15 protein-coding genes and 1 pseudogene are annotated in these 16229 nt (G+C 43.9%); 8 read left to right on the forward strand and 8 right to left on the reverse strand.

Annotated features, from left to right (window positions below; all coding sequences use genetic code 11):
* Nucleotides 1-155: 155 nt before the first annotated feature.
* A complete protein-coding gene (locus tag F458_RS0111890) occupies nucleotides 156-2078 on the reverse strand; it encodes a methyl-accepting chemotaxis protein (protein ID WP_018983654.1) in 1923 nt (640 codons plus the stop codon).
* A gap of 285 nt (nucleotides 2079-2363) precedes the next feature.
* A complete protein-coding gene (locus F458_RS0111895; protein ID WP_018983655.1) occupies nucleotides 2364-3497 on the reverse strand; it encodes an AI-2E family transporter in 1134 nt (377 codons plus the stop codon).
* A gap of 763 nt (nucleotides 3498-4260) precedes the next feature.
* Here F458_RS0111895 and F458_RS0111900 point away from each other — a divergent pair.
* The gene (locus tag F458_RS0111900) at nucleotides 4261-4749 is read left to right on the forward strand and encodes a GIY-YIG nuclease family protein (protein WP_018983656.1); all 489 of its coding nucleotides are present in this window, start codon (nucleotides 4261-4263) and stop codon (nucleotides 4747-4749) included.
* Here the strand turns inward: F458_RS0111900 and F458_RS0111905 are convergent.
* The 4 genes and pseudogenes from F458_RS0111905 to F458_RS20685 form a co-directional block, all read right to left on the reverse strand.
* Nucleotides 4746-5504, reverse strand: a complete 759-nt coding sequence (locus tag F458_RS0111905) for an NYN domain-containing protein (RefSeq protein ID WP_232362657.1) — start codon at nucleotides 5502-5504, stop codon at nucleotides 4746-4748. The genes F458_RS0111900 and F458_RS0111905 overlap by 4 nt on opposite strands.
* A 14-nt stretch (nucleotides 5505-5518) precedes the next feature.
* A pseudogene (locus F458_RS21035) lies at nucleotides 5519-6278 on the reverse strand (restriction endonuclease).
* 383 nt (nucleotides 6279-6661) lie between these two features.
* On the reverse strand, nucleotides 6662-7792 hold the full coding sequence (zapE, locus tag F458_RS0111915) for a cell division protein ZapE (RefSeq protein ID WP_018983658.1): 1131 nt from the start codon (nucleotides 7790-7792) through the stop codon (nucleotides 6662-6664).
* Between the two features lie 904 nt (nucleotides 7793-8696).
* Complete coding sequence (locus F458_RS20685; RefSeq protein ID WP_018983659.1) at nucleotides 8697-8870, reverse strand: hypothetical protein; 174 nt, start codon at nucleotides 8868-8870, stop codon at nucleotides 8697-8699.
* Nucleotides 8871-9309: 439 nt separating this feature from the next.
* On the opposite strand from F458_RS20685, the gene F458_RS0111930 reads away from it, so the two are divergent.
* On the forward strand, nucleotides 9310-11163 hold the full coding sequence (locus F458_RS0111930; RefSeq protein ID WP_026294652.1) for a glycoside hydrolase family 2 protein: 1854 nt from the start codon (nucleotides 9310-9312) through the stop codon (nucleotides 11161-11163).
* A gap of 470 nt (nucleotides 11164-11633) precedes the next feature.
* Nucleotides 11634-11897: a hypothetical protein gene (locus tag F458_RS0111935; protein WP_156824232.1), complete on the forward strand. Its 264-nt coding sequence runs from the start codon at nucleotides 11634-11636 to the stop codon at nucleotides 11895-11897.
* An 824-nt stretch (nucleotides 11898-12721) separates the two neighbouring features.
* On the opposite strand, the gene F458_RS21045 is transcribed toward F458_RS0111935, so the two are convergent.
* Entirely contained in the window at nucleotides 12722-13003 is a 282-nt protein-coding gene (locus tag F458_RS21045) for a carboxymuconolactone decarboxylase family protein (RefSeq protein ID WP_232362659.1), read from the reverse strand.
* A gap of 70 nt (nucleotides 13004-13073) precedes the next feature.
* Nucleotides 13074-13259, reverse strand: a complete 186-nt coding sequence (locus F458_RS21050) for a hypothetical protein (RefSeq protein ID WP_232362660.1) — start codon at nucleotides 13257-13259, stop codon at nucleotides 13074-13076.
* Nucleotides 13260-13565: 306 nt separating this feature from the next.
* Between F458_RS21050 and F458_RS0111955 the strand changes: the two genes are divergently transcribed.
* The 5 genes from F458_RS0111955 (at nucleotide 13566) to F458_RS0111975 (ending at nucleotide 16203) form a co-directional block, all read left to right on the forward strand.
* Nucleotides 13566-14387, forward strand: coding sequence for a hypothetical protein (locus F458_RS0111955; RefSeq protein WP_018983665.1), 822 nt, complete (start codon nucleotides 13566-13568; stop codon nucleotides 14385-14387).
* 148 nt (nucleotides 14388-14535) lie between these two features.
* Nucleotides 14536-14754 carry a hypothetical protein gene (locus F458_RS21205; protein WP_156824233.1) on the forward strand — a complete coding sequence of 73 codons (219 nt, stop codon included), beginning with the start codon at nucleotides 14536-14538 and terminating at the stop codon, nucleotides 14752-14754.
* A complete protein-coding gene (locus tag F458_RS0111965; protein ID WP_408640336.1) occupies nucleotides 14691-15701 on the forward strand; it encodes a hemagglutinin repeat-containing protein in 1011 nt (336 codons plus the stop codon). The genes F458_RS21205 and F458_RS0111965 overlap by 64 nt, the downstream gene beginning before the upstream one ends.
* A 69-nt stretch (nucleotides 15702-15770) precedes the next feature.
* The gene (locus F458_RS19505) at nucleotides 15771-15977 is read left to right on the forward strand and encodes a bacteriocin-like peptide (RefSeq protein WP_156824234.1); all 207 of its coding nucleotides are present in this window, start codon (nucleotides 15771-15773) and stop codon (nucleotides 15975-15977) included.
* 10 nt (nucleotides 15978-15987) lie between these two features.
* Complete coding sequence (locus tag F458_RS0111975) at nucleotides 15988-16203, forward strand: hypothetical protein (protein ID WP_018983669.1); 216 nt, start codon at nucleotides 15988-15990, stop codon at nucleotides 16201-16203.
* The last annotated feature ends 26 nt before the right edge of the window (nucleotides 16204-16229 follow it).

Here is a 16229-nt window from a genome sequence, read left to right on the forward strand (position 1 = left end):
GTCTGTAATACAGAAGTTTCAGTAGCGCTTGCCAGCTAAAAGAAGGGTAAGCCGATACAAAAAGCGGTTACAACGAAAAACGTTATAATCGCTTTTTGCTTATTCAGCTGAGTTCGGGATGGATAGAGTCCGACCATTTTATGTGCCTAAAGTCACTAGTAACGATAACGGCTGAGTTGCTGACGCATTAACTGTAGCTGTTCTGCCAGCTTTTGCGCATCAGCAACCACCGTTTTAGCAAAGTTGCTGTTGTCTTCGCCAAGGGCATGTATTTTTTCAATATGCTCACTGACCGTTCCTGAAACGTTGCGCTGCTCCTGCGCCATTTGCGCATTTTCACGGTTTAGCTCGCTGATGGTGGCGACCGCCCTTAGCGCCTCATTTAAACTTCTTCCTGCTTCCCGGGTGGTTTCCACCGTGTGAAATGCACTTTCTTTGTTATTCTGCATTCGTGTTGAGGCGTCACGACTGTTGTTTTGTAAGCGCTCAATCATAGTACGAATCTCTTCTGTGGAAGATTGTGTTCTACTTGCCAGAGAGCGAACTTCATCAGCAACAACGGCAAACCCTCGGCCCTGTTCGCCTGCCCGCGCTGCTTCAATCGCTGCATTGAGGGCGAGTAGGTTAGTTTGCTCGGCTATGTTTCTGATAACCTCCATAACACCGCTAATTTCTTCGCTGGCTTTAGCCAGTTCACTGATTACCTGTACAGACGCATCAACGTCAACGGCTTGCCGCTCGATATCGGCGATCGAAGTGTTCAGCACGGTGACGCTGTTTCGGGTATCAGTATCCGCATTTTGCGTTGCCTCATCAGCCCGCTGCGTGTTCTCTGCTACATTTTTAGCATTGCTCTGCAACTCGTTAACGGCTAAAAGAATATTATCTGTCTGACTGGTCATGCGCTTTATGGAATCATTGGACTGGCTCGCTGTAGTTTGCAGCTCAGCACTTTTGTCCAGTAGGCTGTTTGTTGTCTCACTGACTACCTGAATAGTCTGTTGAAGGTGGCTTAACAGAAGGTTGAAGCTTTTAGCCATCTTACTGAATTCATCATCTAAATTGGTATCAAAACGAAATGTCAGATCCCCTTCGCCAGTGGCGATGTCGCCTACCACATGGGTAAAGTGCTTCAAAGGTTTACCCACAATTTTCTGAACTAGTACATAAATCAGTAGAAGAAACACAGCTCCAGCGATCAGCACTTTTATCACAGCATCCAGAACGGACGTCCATAACATACTGCTGACCTCGCTGGTGGACGTGGCAAGAACAATATCATAATTCCATTTGGAAAAAGGCACGATAGTGACCTCCCACTTATCTTCGCTGCCGGTAAGAGCATCATTTACCGTGTCTTCATCAACGTGATCAGAGAACATTCGCACGGTGCCCTTTCCATCTCTGATAGCAACAAACCCTTCCTCTAGTATCCTTGCCTGAGAAATAGCCTTTTCAAGCGCTTCTAAATCGGCCGAGTAGCCAACATACCAAATGCCCACCGTGTCGCCGCTGTCGTTAAGCATAGGTTCATATCCGGTAAGGTATGGGCTGCCAAGAATATCGACCTGACCATAATATGCCTGTTTCTGATTGATTTTTTGCATCGCTTTACCGTCAGGTGAAAGTCTGGTGCCAATAGCTCGCTGACCGTCTTTTATTACGTTGGTCGATACCCTGATGTAATCTTCACCGGTCCGGCTGAATAATGTTGCCGTACCGCCCATTATATTTGTCAGATTATCTACTACATCGAAGTTATTAGCCTGTGGTACGTCGCCCAAATACAACTGAGTTGCCTGGCTATTGTTTACCATCACCGGCTCGCCCAGGCGAGGTGTACCTATAGCGCTACCGCGCTCCTTTAGCAGTTTCATACTGCTTTTTACCCTCTCGGACATCAGCGTATCAGTAACAGATAGAATATCGATCAGTTGTGCAGTAACGGAGGCTTTCTTATTGGCTACTTGCGCTGTGACTTTTGAGGATGCCCGATAGACATTAAAGCCGGTTACAATCAACGTAAATAGGATAAGAAGAACGGTGATGGAAATCAGAAACTTTTTCAGTATTGACATATTTTCTCCAGGCCAACAGAGCGCGTTACTCAAGATATATCAACAAAAACACTGATACAGTGTAGTTAATTTTTAAGCTTAGCAAAGAATAGAAAAAGAGCCGTTAAACAATAGTATTAGCTGGTTTTTTCAAAGAAGGTAAAAGGCTGACTATCACGGGATGGTCTGCTTTCAAACAACCTTTTATTTTTATATAGTACCGGCAGTAAAGAGCTTTGACTGGGCGATAGCCTTTTGACAGGACAAGCGGGGATGACTGATTTTTTACGGGCTGGCCAATAAAATTTACTTCGTTTCAATAAGTTTTACCCAGTGCGGCAGCGCGCCGATATTCTCCAGGATAATTTTAAAGCTCATTAAAATAGGCACTGCTAACAAAACGCCGACGACACCCCACAACCAGCCAGCTACAGAAAGCCAGAGTATAATAATAAGTGGGTTTAACTGCATGCTTTTGCCCAGCACCGCGGGGGTGACTAATTGTGACTCCACTATATTGATGCCTAAAAAAACCGCCGCAGGCAGAAATGCAGTGCTCACAAGCCCGAACTGTACAAGTCCGGCCACGAGCAGAATACTACAGCTGGCCAGCCCGCCCAGATAAGGCACAAAGTTCATCAATGCCACCAGCGCGCCCCATAATATAGCGTCATCAATATTCAGGTAAGAAAATACCAGCGCTGTAACCAGCCCCAAAAGCCCGTTGATTAAGCTAATGGTGACGATATAAGCGGACAACTCTTTTTGAATATAGTGGACCAAAACAAGTGCCCGTCGTTTATTACTTACGAGAGGAAAATCCCGTATAAACACTTTAAACAACCCCGGCCCGAAAACCAGCAAAAAGAAAATAAAAATAATGCAGGCAAATATCTGAGCCAGAAGCAGGGGCGCGTTGCTCAATACTGTAAATGCCATCTCTATGCTATTTTGTTTTAATTTGTCGGTTACGGCGCTTTCACTCTCTTGCGTTTCGACTTGTTCTTGTGGGGCGTCTTCATCGTCTTCATCGAACCAGTCAAAAAAGGAGTCGCTTTCTTTTTTCGGCTCAGCCACAGTATTATTCTGCTCATCAACAAGACTATCGCTTAGTTCGTCGATTTCATCGGTTATTTCAGTCGCCATTTTGGGCAGAGCCTGTATCCAGCGCTCTGCCGGTTCTGCCAGCTCTAGTCCCAAAAATGTAAATGGTGCAACGAGCAATACCATCAGCGCGGCGGCTGAAATAGTCCGGGGAATATATAGTTTTTTCGCCACGGCGATGAGAGGACTTAAAAGTAATGCCACAAAAGCCGAGAAAAAAAGCGGTATAAGAAGTGACTTTGCAAGGTATAACGTGTAGATGACAGCAAGCAACAAAAGCGTTTTCAACAGCTTGGTTTGAGGTACTTCTCTTGGATCAGGTTTTGAATCTGTCATTGGCTGGCCATCTTTCCCGGAAACTGTTTCGTGTATACTTCAGTCCTGCGGGAAGTACGCATTTCTGACTTGAGTTTAGAGTGCGTGTAAACATCAGTTATACGCGCAAGTATAACCCAGGTTCATTGCCGCGGTAAGATGTTTTTTACATTGCTGCGGTGGGGATTATTCTTCAAAATAGGGTTTGTGATAGCTTCGTTATTCTCGTGTAACCATGGTATGTCAGGGTCTTCAATTGAGTTGATAAAAAGCAATCATCCAGCCGTAAATTTTCTTGCTAGCCAACATTGTAGCACTAATTCAGAGCACGCTTTAACCATTCAAAGATGAACATCAATTAGAGTGTAACCTGGTTAAATCGTTATCTAATGTTGTGATTTTGTGAGAAATAAATCCGTGATTTTTTTAATAACTGACCGGAAAGCTGATGGAAGATATATAAAAAGGCTTTGGTAATTTTAACTGGTTAAATAGTCATTTATAAAGCTGTAACTAAGTTGTTTGCATCATAGGTAATCAACATGTCAACTTAATTGATGGTCTTTGTGTAGCGCTAATAATAGAGAAAACGTATGCGTTAAATCAAATTTAATAAAAAGTAGCGGTAATAATTTCAAGCTTATTTTCGATGAGTGTAAACTCAGTTTTTTATTTTTCCAGCAATGGATAGAAATGCATATATAGTTTTTATAGCCATTGATTTTTCAAGTCTTTCGGGAGAGGTTTGGCGTGATAATTTTTCAGCTCTAAATCAAGGAAAAACATGGGTCGTATAAAAAAACACCTGCTCGGATTCGAATTCCTCAAGGTTGGGACTTTTTCATTTGCGGATACCCCTTGTCAGTTAAAGACTTGGGTCTCTGAGATCGTGCTCAATTTAACAGATGTCAGATATGAAAAAATTGGTGAAACCCTTTATTTCATCACGAGGGGTGAAGACATCGTCTATATAGGGGAGTTTACTTATACCCTGAAAAACCGATGGCTTAGCAAAGGTTATGTTGTGCACCACATATACGACAAGCTTGCGGAAGCTCTTCGTGAAGGCACCGAGCTGGCAATGTGGGTTGCCGTTTCCCCTTACGTCGATATACCTCAAATGGGAGAACTTAATATTAGCAAAAGCCTGGAGCAAAAAATGATTAAACACTTCAAACCAGGCTGGAATAAGAGAAATCGGTATTCGGCTGATAACGAAAACTGGGTAACCAAGCACTGCCTACGTCTGGAAAAGCTGCTGGCCATGAGTTAAATGGAAATCATTTTGGGACGGTAGCGTACGATGCTTGTTGTTCCTTTACCTCGTTGTCTAGACATCTCAAACACACTGGATAAGCTAGCTAAAACATCGGTAACCTTTTTGCCACCGTATGTGCGGGGGTCAAAATCCGGCTTGGCCCGTTTCAGAAAGCTACCTGCAGGCCCGGCGTTTACCCAGCCATCTTCATTCTGATAAAGCTCCCAGGCTTTTAGGAAGGCGGGGATAAGCGCTTCAGCACCATTGGCAGAACTAATCGAATTAGGGCTAGTCACCGTTTTTTCTGTTTTACTACTTTGGGCAGAATCAAGGTTTTCGGTAAAAACAAAATCATCACAGGCATTTCTGAAGGATACTGGCGTTTTTTTCTCACCAACACCGAATACGAACTTTTCAGACTCTCTTAGCCTGGATGCTAGTTTAGTAAAGTCGCTGTCGCTGCTGACTAACGCAAAGGCATCAATACGGTCGGAATACAGTAAATCCATGGCATCAATTATCATCGACGCATCGGTAGCATTTTTTCCAGTGGTATAGGCAAACTGTTGGATGGGCTGAATCGCTAGCTCGTTTAGTGGTTTCTTCCAGTTCTTAAGTGTATCAGCTGACCAGTCACCATAGGCGCGTTTAATAAGTACATGACCATGAGCGGAAATCTCATCCAGAATTACTGAAAGCCTCGCTAGCTGAGCATTATCAGCATCTATAAGTACAGCCACCTTTTTATGAACATCTAAGTTTTTCATCATTTCTCCGTTAAAATCTATTGGGTGTGACGGCACTTTGGAAAGCTGGAACAACCTAAGAAGGAATTCCCTGCATTGATGCCACGCTTCGCTTGCCGTTCGACAAGCTCACTACCACACCTTGGGCACGTGGTCTGCTTTGTCGCTTCTACTTTCGGTTCTGTTTGCACATCATGGATAAGAGAAAGTAGTTCGGTTCCGTCAACGAGAGTTATTCGTTTGTCAGATGCGAAGTCGATTGCTTGCTGGGTGTACCGGCCTGAAGTAATAATAATGACCTTATCTGCATTACTTGCCGTGAGCACACCGAACATCTCACGTACCACGCTCACGCCTACTTTTTGCGCTTTCCACTGTTTACATTGCACAAGCGCCGACTCATCGCTTTTTCTCAACTCCAGGTCGATGCCACCGTCTGCACCGGACCCGCCTTCTGCCACTTGATAACCTTGTCTGCGATACGCTTCCGCGACTAACTCTTCAAAATTGCGCCAGTGCAGTTGTCGAATGCTCTCAATGTTCGTTTGGGCATCTAGTTGCCTGCCCTTGCGTCGTGAATTGAAAAACGACGCAAGGCGCGATGAGTACTATGAAAAGTGCGAAAAGCGGTGCAGGAACAGCAAAAGCCTTAAACACCACATCAATAATCTGGTTTTCGGTTTCGATAGAGGGTAGTAAGTGGCCCATCACAATATAGGTGACTGCTGCCGTTACAACAGAAACCCACCACGGCGCTTGCAATAGAAGGTCGGCAAAAGAAGTGTTTTTCCTTGGCATAATCAAACATCCTTGTTGAATAACCAAAGCATAGTAACCCAGCCGATATCGTCGTTGGGTATTGATTCCAGTCGTGTAGTATTGCCTAGTTTGAAGTGTTAATACCTGATAGAAAGGAGAGGTAAACATGGATGTGTTTATCGGTATGAAGTCACATATATCGAAGTAACACGGGACAGTCACTCATTCTTTAAAAGAGGCCTTCAGGTGTTAAAAGTGCAGGCCGATGAACGGGTGTGGTTCACCTTACCCATGCCGCGGTAGGGTCCACGGCTTTATAGCAATCATTTTGTCATTGTTCATAAACCACGACTTACAAGGTTCTGGTCAAGGTAGAGCAAAGCGAGTGAACAGCGAACCAATAACCAGATGCGCGGGTTTAACTACGTAGTTGCCCGTATGCTTTGATAATACGCTAACGCCATTTCGACCAGGCGGCTTTTTTTGCGGCGAAACTCAAATAACAACGCACCTTGTTGATAAAGTGAATCAAGTGCTACATCCGCGTGAAGATACATGACGACACCACGATCGTAGCATTCATCAACCAGACTGATAAAGCGGCGGACGGCGTCATCATTCACGCCCAAAGAAACCTGCCGTTCACCCGTTGCCCCGCCATCCTCGCTCACATCTTCCGTTCCTCTTGCTTTTATATGTTCGTAAGGTTCGCTACTTAATTGTGGAATATTGGAAAGCATCAGGGTTGGGAAGCGTTCTGCCAGCTCAATGTAATCGACGGTTGAGCGTGCTCCCTCGCATAACTCATGAAAATCAAACCACACTACCGATCGAGAACGTTTAACAACAGGAATTTCTCGCCGGTAAACAGAAATAGGTTCTTTGCTTACTGAGGTACTTTGCGTTTGTTGTTTAAATAACTGCTCGACTGGCGCAGGGTTGGCAACAAAATAAATTGGATTGTGAAACTGATGTCGATAACGATGATCACTACTTCCGTCCAAATGAATACCCTGCATATTTTTTTGCAACAGTACTATAGCAGGTTCAAAGCGTACCCTTTGTAACTGCTTTTGAAACAGGTCATTTATCGCGATGTTCGACGTTGCCACCATTACCACACCTTCCTCGAATAGTGCTTCCAGAAAGCCGCGCAATAGCATAGCATCACCAATATCGGATACAAAAAATTCATCAAAACACAATACCCGGCACTCGCCAGCCAACTGTTTTGCAATGTTTTTAAGCGGGTCTGCCTGGCCGGACGACAAATTCAGTTCTTTATGCAGGCGCGCCATAAAACGGTGGAAGTGAAGACGAAGCGCCACGCCCTCCGGTAAGGAAGAATAAAAAAGATCCATCAAAAACGTTTTACCGCGACCGACACTACCCCACATGTAAACACCCAACTTATGGGACGACCGACGGTTATCAGTCTCGCTCAATCGGTGGTAAAGGTGATCTAACGCTGCCAGGGCATCTTGCTGATTGTGGTCAAGGGTAATCTCATTTTTTTGTATTTTCTCTTGGTAGCGTTCGAGAGGTGATGGCATTTAACTGACAGATTGGTTGAAAGTGCCGCCCATGTTACTCCGCGAGTAGGTTTGAAAGAAACCATAAAGTGAATTGCGACTGATTTCTCAGGGATCACGTTAAGTATATTCATTTTCGTTTATGGCGTAAAAAAGCCTGAAACCGTTTCGATTAAACAGGAGAAAGGTGCTGACAAAATAATCGGCAAGGCCACCCCTCAATGCTAAATAAGGTAGAGAAAGTGACTGTCCTATAGAGGTTCCTCAGCCTGAAATAGCAACCTGTCTTCCTATCGGTGCCGACGATGTTCATGACAGCTGCCCATTTGCTTATCGTTGCTCCAAAATAATGTTCTGCGTACACAGCGAGACACACAGTGGTAGTAAGGGGTATTGATAGATTTAAAAGGTACTTACAGGGTCTGGGCATGAAGTTAGACAAAGTGTAGTTGGATTTTTCAATTGAGCAGGAGTTAGCTCAGAATCTAACTGTACATCAGCAGAGGAAGAAACTATGCTACTTGTCCTGAGGCCAATTAACGGGCGAACGGCGCACATAAAATGTGAATGTTGGGTTCAGCGCCTAACTTGGGCAAGTGTGGTGAACGGAAAGCCAAGTCGCGCTGTACACATGCAAACACTGTAACCTAAAAAAAGCTTCAAGTAGTTGTGAATGTCAGTAGTTAAAAGTTCATCGAAAAGGAGCCAGGCGGGCACACCCAAAATACACGTTGCGAGCACAGCTGAAAAAATGCTGACGGTTAACGTAGTGCCACAGGTTTGGCACGTAATTGTATCTTGTACTAATAGCTTCTTTTTCGCGGGCAGCCCGATATTATTTTTGCAACAAGGACAATGACTCTCATTTATACGCATTGTTAGGCTCCAAATATGAGCGCACGACCAAAGCCGTGCGCTATTTCAGCTAGGGAATCACTGACTTGGCGCCGTCGTACAAGGCTCCGCCAGCCATAGCTTGTGAAACAAACCGTACAGTTCTATACGAACGATAAGCCCATACTGCTCCCACACCTACCCAGTAAAGCGCGACTATTCCGCCACTAATATCATTCATTTCCTCAACAGCTAGTTCTCTCATTTCATATCCCTATTCATTAAAACTCCATGGGCCGCTAACTATATATTTATTAGCGAAATAAAATTTACTGAAGCTTAGGTATAATGTAACTGAACTATTGTTCAATATTTTGATTTTGGTTAATTCTGGTGCTAAATCGTACGACAACTATAGCTGTCGTTTGGAACTCCAGTCTTTCACCAGGAAGTTGTCTACTTCGTAAACCAAGCTTTTTTGCATTGAGAAGGTGAAACACGGCCTGTATAAGAACCCCGTTTTCTGGAATTGTAAAAATCTCCATAAAATTCCAAACAGTGATGCTGATTATCAAACCAGGGAAGGTTCACAGTAATTAGCCTTCAACGCACGAGAAGAACTCAGTCGAAAAGAACATCTTTAGTTGACGGTACACAAAAAATTAACATAGTATTGTAATATAATATCATGTTTAGGTTTGTTTATGAAAATGCTACGAATAGTCCTACATTGCTTATTCTTTACCTCTCTTTGTTTCTTTTCTATCGTGGCTTCGGCTACCAGTACATTGAACAGTGTTTACAGTCGAGATACCACCAGCTTAAACGGGGAGTGGCAATATATCGTCGATCCCTACAAAACCGGATTTTATGACTACCGTTTCAAGGAGATGTCGGAGGATAATCCGGCCGCTTACTGGAACATCAATACCTCGACCGACAAATCAAAGCTTATAGAGCACGGCTATAGTGATAGCAATACGCTGCAGGTTCCCGGTGACTGGAATTCTCAGGAAGAAAAGTTTTTATATTATGAAGGCACGGTGTGGTATAAAAAATCTTTCGACTACGAAAAAAAGCATCAGGATAACCTGCTATTTGTTTACTTCGCAGCGGTAAACTATGAGGCCGATGTTTACCTGAACGGTGAGAAACTTGGCAACCACGTGGGTGGCTTTACCCCATTTCAGTTTGCTATCCCGTCATCTCTGTTGCGTTCTAAAGACAACCATCTAGTAGTAAAAGTTGATAATGAACGAGCTAAAGATGCTGTACCGACAGTTAATACAGACTGGTGGAATTACGGCGGCATTACCCGTGATGTAATGCTGGTCGAAACGCCTTCTACCTATATTCAGAGTTACGAATTAAAACTTGAGCCTACTGACGAAACTGGCGCTCAACGTCGTAACGCGACTATTAGCGGGCAGGTCAGCCTGGGTAATGCCAAAAAACAAGAGCAGGTTACTATCCGAATTCCTGAGTTGAATTTAACTAAAAAAGTAAATTATCAAGGCGAAAATACGGCGTTTGAATTTTCCGTCCCTCACTTAACATTATGGTCAGATACGAACCCAAAACGCTACGAAGTGGCAATCGAAACCCAATATGAAACTATTAAAGATAAAATTGGCTTTCGCACCATTGAGGTGGTGGGAAATAAGATTTTGCTTAATGGCGAACCTATTTTCTTACGTGGTATCTGCCTGCATGAAGAAATTGCACCAGAGATCCGCCGGGCGAATTCCCCGGAAGACGCAGAGTTTCTGCTAGGGGCCGCCGAAGAGTTAAACGTCAACTTTGTGCGTTTGGCACACTATCCTCACAATGAACATATCGTGCGAAAAGCTGACGAAATGGGTTTGTTGGTGTGGTCCGAAATTCCGGTTTACTGGACGATCGATTTTAGCAGTGAAGCCGTGTTAAATAATGCAAAAAATCAGTTACGTGAGATGATATCGCGTGACCAAAATAGAGCCAGCGTTATTGTATGGTCAGTAGGAAACGAAACACCCGTTTCAGACACACGCACGACCTTCATGAAAGCACTGATTGATGAGGCTAGGGCACTGGACGACAGTCGTTTAATTTCCGCAGCTCTGGAAGTGCATTACAACGAAGGTATGAATACTATAAATGATCCTCTTGGCGAGTTTACCGATGTAGTCTCAGTTAACGAATATCTGGGATGGTATGTTGGGCTACCCGAAGATACCCGTACCGCAAAATGGGAATCAGTGTACGATAAACCATTGTTGATCAGCGAAACCGGTGCTGGCGCCAAGCAAGGCTTTCATGCTGATAAGCAAACTCGTTGGAGTGAGGAATTCCAGGCAGCCTACTACCGAGGTCAGATCGCTATGATGGAAGAGATGCCCGAAGGCTTCAGTGGTATCACGCCCTGGGTGCTTTTTGACTTTCGTTCACCGAAAAGGAACCACCCAGGCATACAGGAGGGCTGGAATAGAAAAGGACTGATTAGTAACGAAGGTGAGAAAAAGCAGGCATTTCAGATTCTAAAAAATTATTACGATCGCATCGAGAAGGCTTCTGAATAAATTAGAATAAAAATCGAAGGTTTATCCATACAATAAAGGCAGCTTAAGGTAAATATTTCCTTAGCTGCCTTTATTGTAAATTACATTCAAAATGTATCGGTTTTGTATTTTCACGCCTAATATATTAGTGGGAGAGGTCAAATAAGAATCACATTGTTTGCGGACGCTTACCGACAAATTCTCGTAGTCTGCAATAGTCACGGTTTCATGCAAATACCGGGCGGGCACGTAACTTCCCCGTCCTGAAAATTATTTGATCTCATATCCGCTTGTTAATGCGCGGTTTTCTCATCACCTAACCAAGAGTGGTGTATTTATCTGAATATGTAACTGCGCCTATTTTTTTCTGTTACTGAGGACAGGTGAAATATATCTTCAAGGCATATTAATATAACCCTGATGGCTTCAGTCAAAATGTGTCATCAGCGATCTAAGTTTCATTGTCTTTTAAATTATTAATGGATATTTATATGTTTAGGGAAAAAAGCGAACAGTGTGGTTTAACTAACAATAGAAATAACAGCATTTCATTCAAAGTTTTGGATGATGATGGCGTTGCAGCAGTTAGCGGTGGCATTAGTCAATCAACTCAAATTGCCTCACAAATGGCATTCGTTGGTAGCGGAATTGGACTTTACGCTGCGGGGATCGCGCTTGCCCCATTTGGTGCGGCGCTATTTGTAGGTACTAGTCTCGCCCTCACAGGCTCATACTTGTATCACAACTGGCCATAATTATTCATAAGCGCTCATGCTAGTTACCCGTTTCTCACGAAGCGGGTACATGAAAAGGAACCAACAGTGATTTTTAAGGAAGATGTTCAGTGCGTTGATTTTTCGAATCGGGATATAAAGCGCGCTTTTGTATCTGGGCTGATGATTGGCGTGTCTGGAGTTTTTATTCTGCTAGGTATAAAAGAGATGATAGTTTTGATACTTAGCTAATAACATGTGTCATGTTTACGTAAACTGCTAATTTTTGTCAACAGCAGCGTATATGCAAAACATCAATTAGGCGGTGGATTTTGGATGAGAAAGTGTCTTTTAGTGCCAAGCGGTGTAAATGATTTGGTGGAGTGGATAGCAAGAAACCGTGTAGGATTACGCTGAGTATTAATTTACATTTTTCTTGCGCTGCACCATTAGCTTTTTAAAGCTGAGGTGGCTTTAAATTCCGTTTCGATTCCGGAAGTCAATACACGTCGTTCAGCATGCTTATAACCTGAAAAGGCTCGAAGCAGGTTGCATAAACTCCAGACACAAAAAAACCGACCTACGTAGGCTTATTTGTCTCTTTCCTGTAGACTTGAAAAGAGTGGTACCAGTGGGCGGACTTTAGGTTGGTCGCCACGCGATGGGCCGACACTCGGACGCCACGCCCGAAGGCAACGGATTTTGAAACGAAAGTGTATATTTTAATTTTCGAAAATCAATAGCTTGTAAGTTAAAAAGAACACTTTTCAAATACTTTGCAAGCAGAAATGATTTCCTTTTCGTTAAAATCTTTCTATCCGGTTAGGGGGCCTTGGATAGTTTCCACACTAATTCTTCGGTTTTTCTCAAGTGTAAGGCTTCATGGCATCAACAACCTCTGTGTGAGTTAACGCGTTAGTAAAATCAGAGGTGAGTTTGAATACTAACCCTGTAAAGACTTCTAATGCTTGACGCTTGGTGTAGCCAGCACTTAAAGATTCATTTAATTTGTCGTCACCCATATGCCCTCGGTTGTCTAGAAGAGCTTTAGTAAAATCATGAAGTGCTTGAAGCTTAGTATCAGGTAATGCAGTGCCATTTCGCAATGCATCAATCGCTTCATCAGGTATTTTTGATGACTTCATCATCTACGTATGGCCTGGAACACAATAGCGACAATTACTTTCAAAGTTTGATGTCATAAAAACCACTTGCTGCTCAATTGGACTCAGCGTTGTGTCTCTCATGAATGCTGTAAATGTGTCGTTGTAACGCTTTATAGTTTACCGGTGCTTCAGGCAAAATTTTTTGCAGATTGGGGGTCATTCCAAAACCGGCTAAAGATTGCTTCATCAAAGGTTTTGATTCTTTCGGGGCCGTATCAGGCTCGAAATATGTAAACATAAATATTCTCTCTACTTTTTCACGTCAGTCTTAAAACGTTCTGCGTTTTCACGCTCTTGAGCTTCCACATCGCCTTTACCAAAGAAAGCCCAGAATTGCTTTGGAATTTCAAGAGCACGCTGTGTGGAGGGCCTCTCGTCAATTCTATCGAACCATGCTTGCAAGTCAGGCCTTACCAATTGTTACACTTTCCGGTTTCCAGTTGCATTTATTCATCTTGTGCTCAAATAAAGCTTATTATATTGTGCACTCGTTTTTAGAAGCATCAAATAGATAACGGTATTAGCAATATAAAAAGGATTTATTATGTTTGTTACTCGTACAGCCCTTTGCGTCCTCGCCCTAGCTACTCCTTCAGTTTTTGCCGAAACTAAGCCAATTAACCATGAAGTCAGCATTGGTTTCTCTGATGTCAGAGATGCAGACGATAATTTTATTGGTGCCAGCTATCGTCATTATTTTGATACGGTTAAAATCGGCGAGCAGGCTTATGCAATAAGTCCATACCTTCAGCGCAGCAACAACGTATCGGTAGACTATTTCGGCATTGATAATATCGACCAGTTTAATGTTACTGGGGAATGGTTTTCACAAGACGATTTAGTGGTAAGAGGCCGTTACGGAAGAACGACTGATGACTATAGAAATTACGATTCTACAGTACAGCGATTTGGAGTTGATGTCTCAAAGTTTGTTTCTGAAAATTGGGAAGTGGGAGCAGGCGTAGACTATTTCGATCTCGATTCAAGTTTCAAATCGTTTGATGGTGGAAGCGATGTGCAACGTTTTGGTGACTCTGAATTCAGCGCAAGTGTATTCGCTCGCTTTACAAGTTTCGGTTTCAACCCTTCTAGCTTTAAACCTGGATGGGATATTAAGCTTAAAGGCACTCACTTTGATGATGAGCTTACGTTAGAAATAGATGCTGATTACTATTTCAAAGCTAATTGGAGTGTGGGCGTTATGGCAATACATGAGAACAATGACCGTTTTGGGTCTGAAAACGTCATAGAGCTGGGTACTAACTATTGGTTTAATGCGCATTCATCAATTCGTTTTGGGGCTGGTGTTAATACCGATGAAGGCACACTGGGCTCATTAACGCTATTAGGTACATTTAGATTTTAAGCCTCACGAATTATTTTTCCTTCCTAAAGCCTCGCTAATGCGGGGCCTTTTATTGCCATCCGTCCTCCAGAACGTTGTAGTGGCATAGTGAATTTGGCCACCTAATTAGAGCTGCTATGATAGCAGCATAACAATGTTAGGTGACAAAATGGCTAAGAAGAAAGGCCCGAATTTCAGTTCAGAATTCAGACTCGAAACAGCACTATTGGTGGTCGATCAAGGTTATTCACAAAAAGAAGCGGCCGATGCGATGGGTATCGGGTACTCCACAACCTTCTTGTTGACGCAGGCAGGGATATTAATATTCTCACCGGCCAAAGTGAAAATTCCAACAGCAGTTCGCACTCAGAATCAAAAACCGGTTTAGCCGTAAGTGCAGACAGTAATACCGCCAGTGTATTTGTGGGCGACGACATCCAGGGTGGTACGCTTTCAGCGAACGCGTCCACCGCAGTAAGCAGTAACATCAGTGCAGGGAATACTGTTCAGTTCGACGCAGGTAATGATATTACCGTGGAAGGCAGCAATATTGTTGCGGGCATGGATATTTCCTTGGACGCCGTTAATGATGTCAGCATCGTTAGCGCGAAAGAAACGGCGTCACACCAATTAGAACAGGAAGATACCCGCGACGGATTAACCGTTAACGCCAATTACAATATCGGGAATACCGCAGAGGCGGTGGGCAATATTGGCGAAGGTGACAATGCTGTCAGTCAGGCAAGCTCGGTCATGCAGGCCGCCGATGCGTTAAACAATGCGGGCCCCAGTGGCAGCGCCCACCTGGGTCGCACAACGACCACCACCACAGAGTCAGGGCAGCAACAAAGTGCCTTGGCCAGCAATATTGTGGCGGGGCGCAACATAAGTGTTGATGCAGGCGGCGATGCCCTGTTTGAAGGCGCGAATGTCGATGCAGCAAACGATATCAGCGTGAATGCTGACGACATCAGTATTGTTGCAGCGCAAAATACCCAAACCAGTGATGAGAGCAGTGATTATCTTCAGGTAGGGGCAAACTTAAACGCCAGCAACGGTAATGCCAGTCTTACGGTGGGCTTCAGCCAGTCAGACAGCACGCAATCATCAACCAGCAGCAGTACCGAGGCCAGCCAGTTCAGCGCTGGCAATAACATGCAGCTGAATGCCGACAATGACCTGACCGTGGAAGGGGCTGATATTTCGGCTGACAACGACATGACCCTTCTTGCCGGTAACGATGTATGGACTTCCCAGACTTTGCTAGACACTTTTAACAGTTACAATTCAACTTCAAACAAGCTATTCATCAGTTCAGTATCAAATCTCACATGATTTAAATAGTCTGTATTGGTCCTTTTTCCAAAGGGACCAATACAGACTATTTAAATGGAGATTATTATCTTGAATCAGTTAACTTTAGAAGAGCTTAATAGCGTAAGTGGCGCCGGTTTGGACGAAAGCGTTTGCGTAGCCAGTTTTGGTGCATTGGGTGCGCTGGGCGGGTTCATCGGTGGTGGTATTGCTTCAGCCGGCATAGGTATGGGAGCTGGCGCAATTTGGGGCTTCGGGTTTGGAACGCAGATTGGCACAGCAGTGTGCATACCTTAAGGATAGCGAAATGAAAGAATTAGAACTTAACGAGATATCTCAAATTTCTGGTGGTGACTGCATGTCTATCTGGGCTGTTGGTGGCGGTATTGCTGGTGGAGTTATTGGTGGTGTCGCAGGCTTTGTGGGCGGCTTTGGCTTCGGCGCTGGTGCTGGCATCACGGGTGGTAGCGCTTTAGGCTCGGCAATTGGCACCATTGGTGGGGCCTATTTTTGTTATCCATAATTAAGAGAGGCATCAGCCTCTCTTTC

This window comes from Salinimonas chungwhensis DSM 16280, from assembly GCF_000378185.1.
Lineage (GTDB): Bacteria > Pseudomonadota > Gammaproteobacteria > Enterobacterales > Alteromonadaceae > Alteromonas > Alteromonas chungwhensis.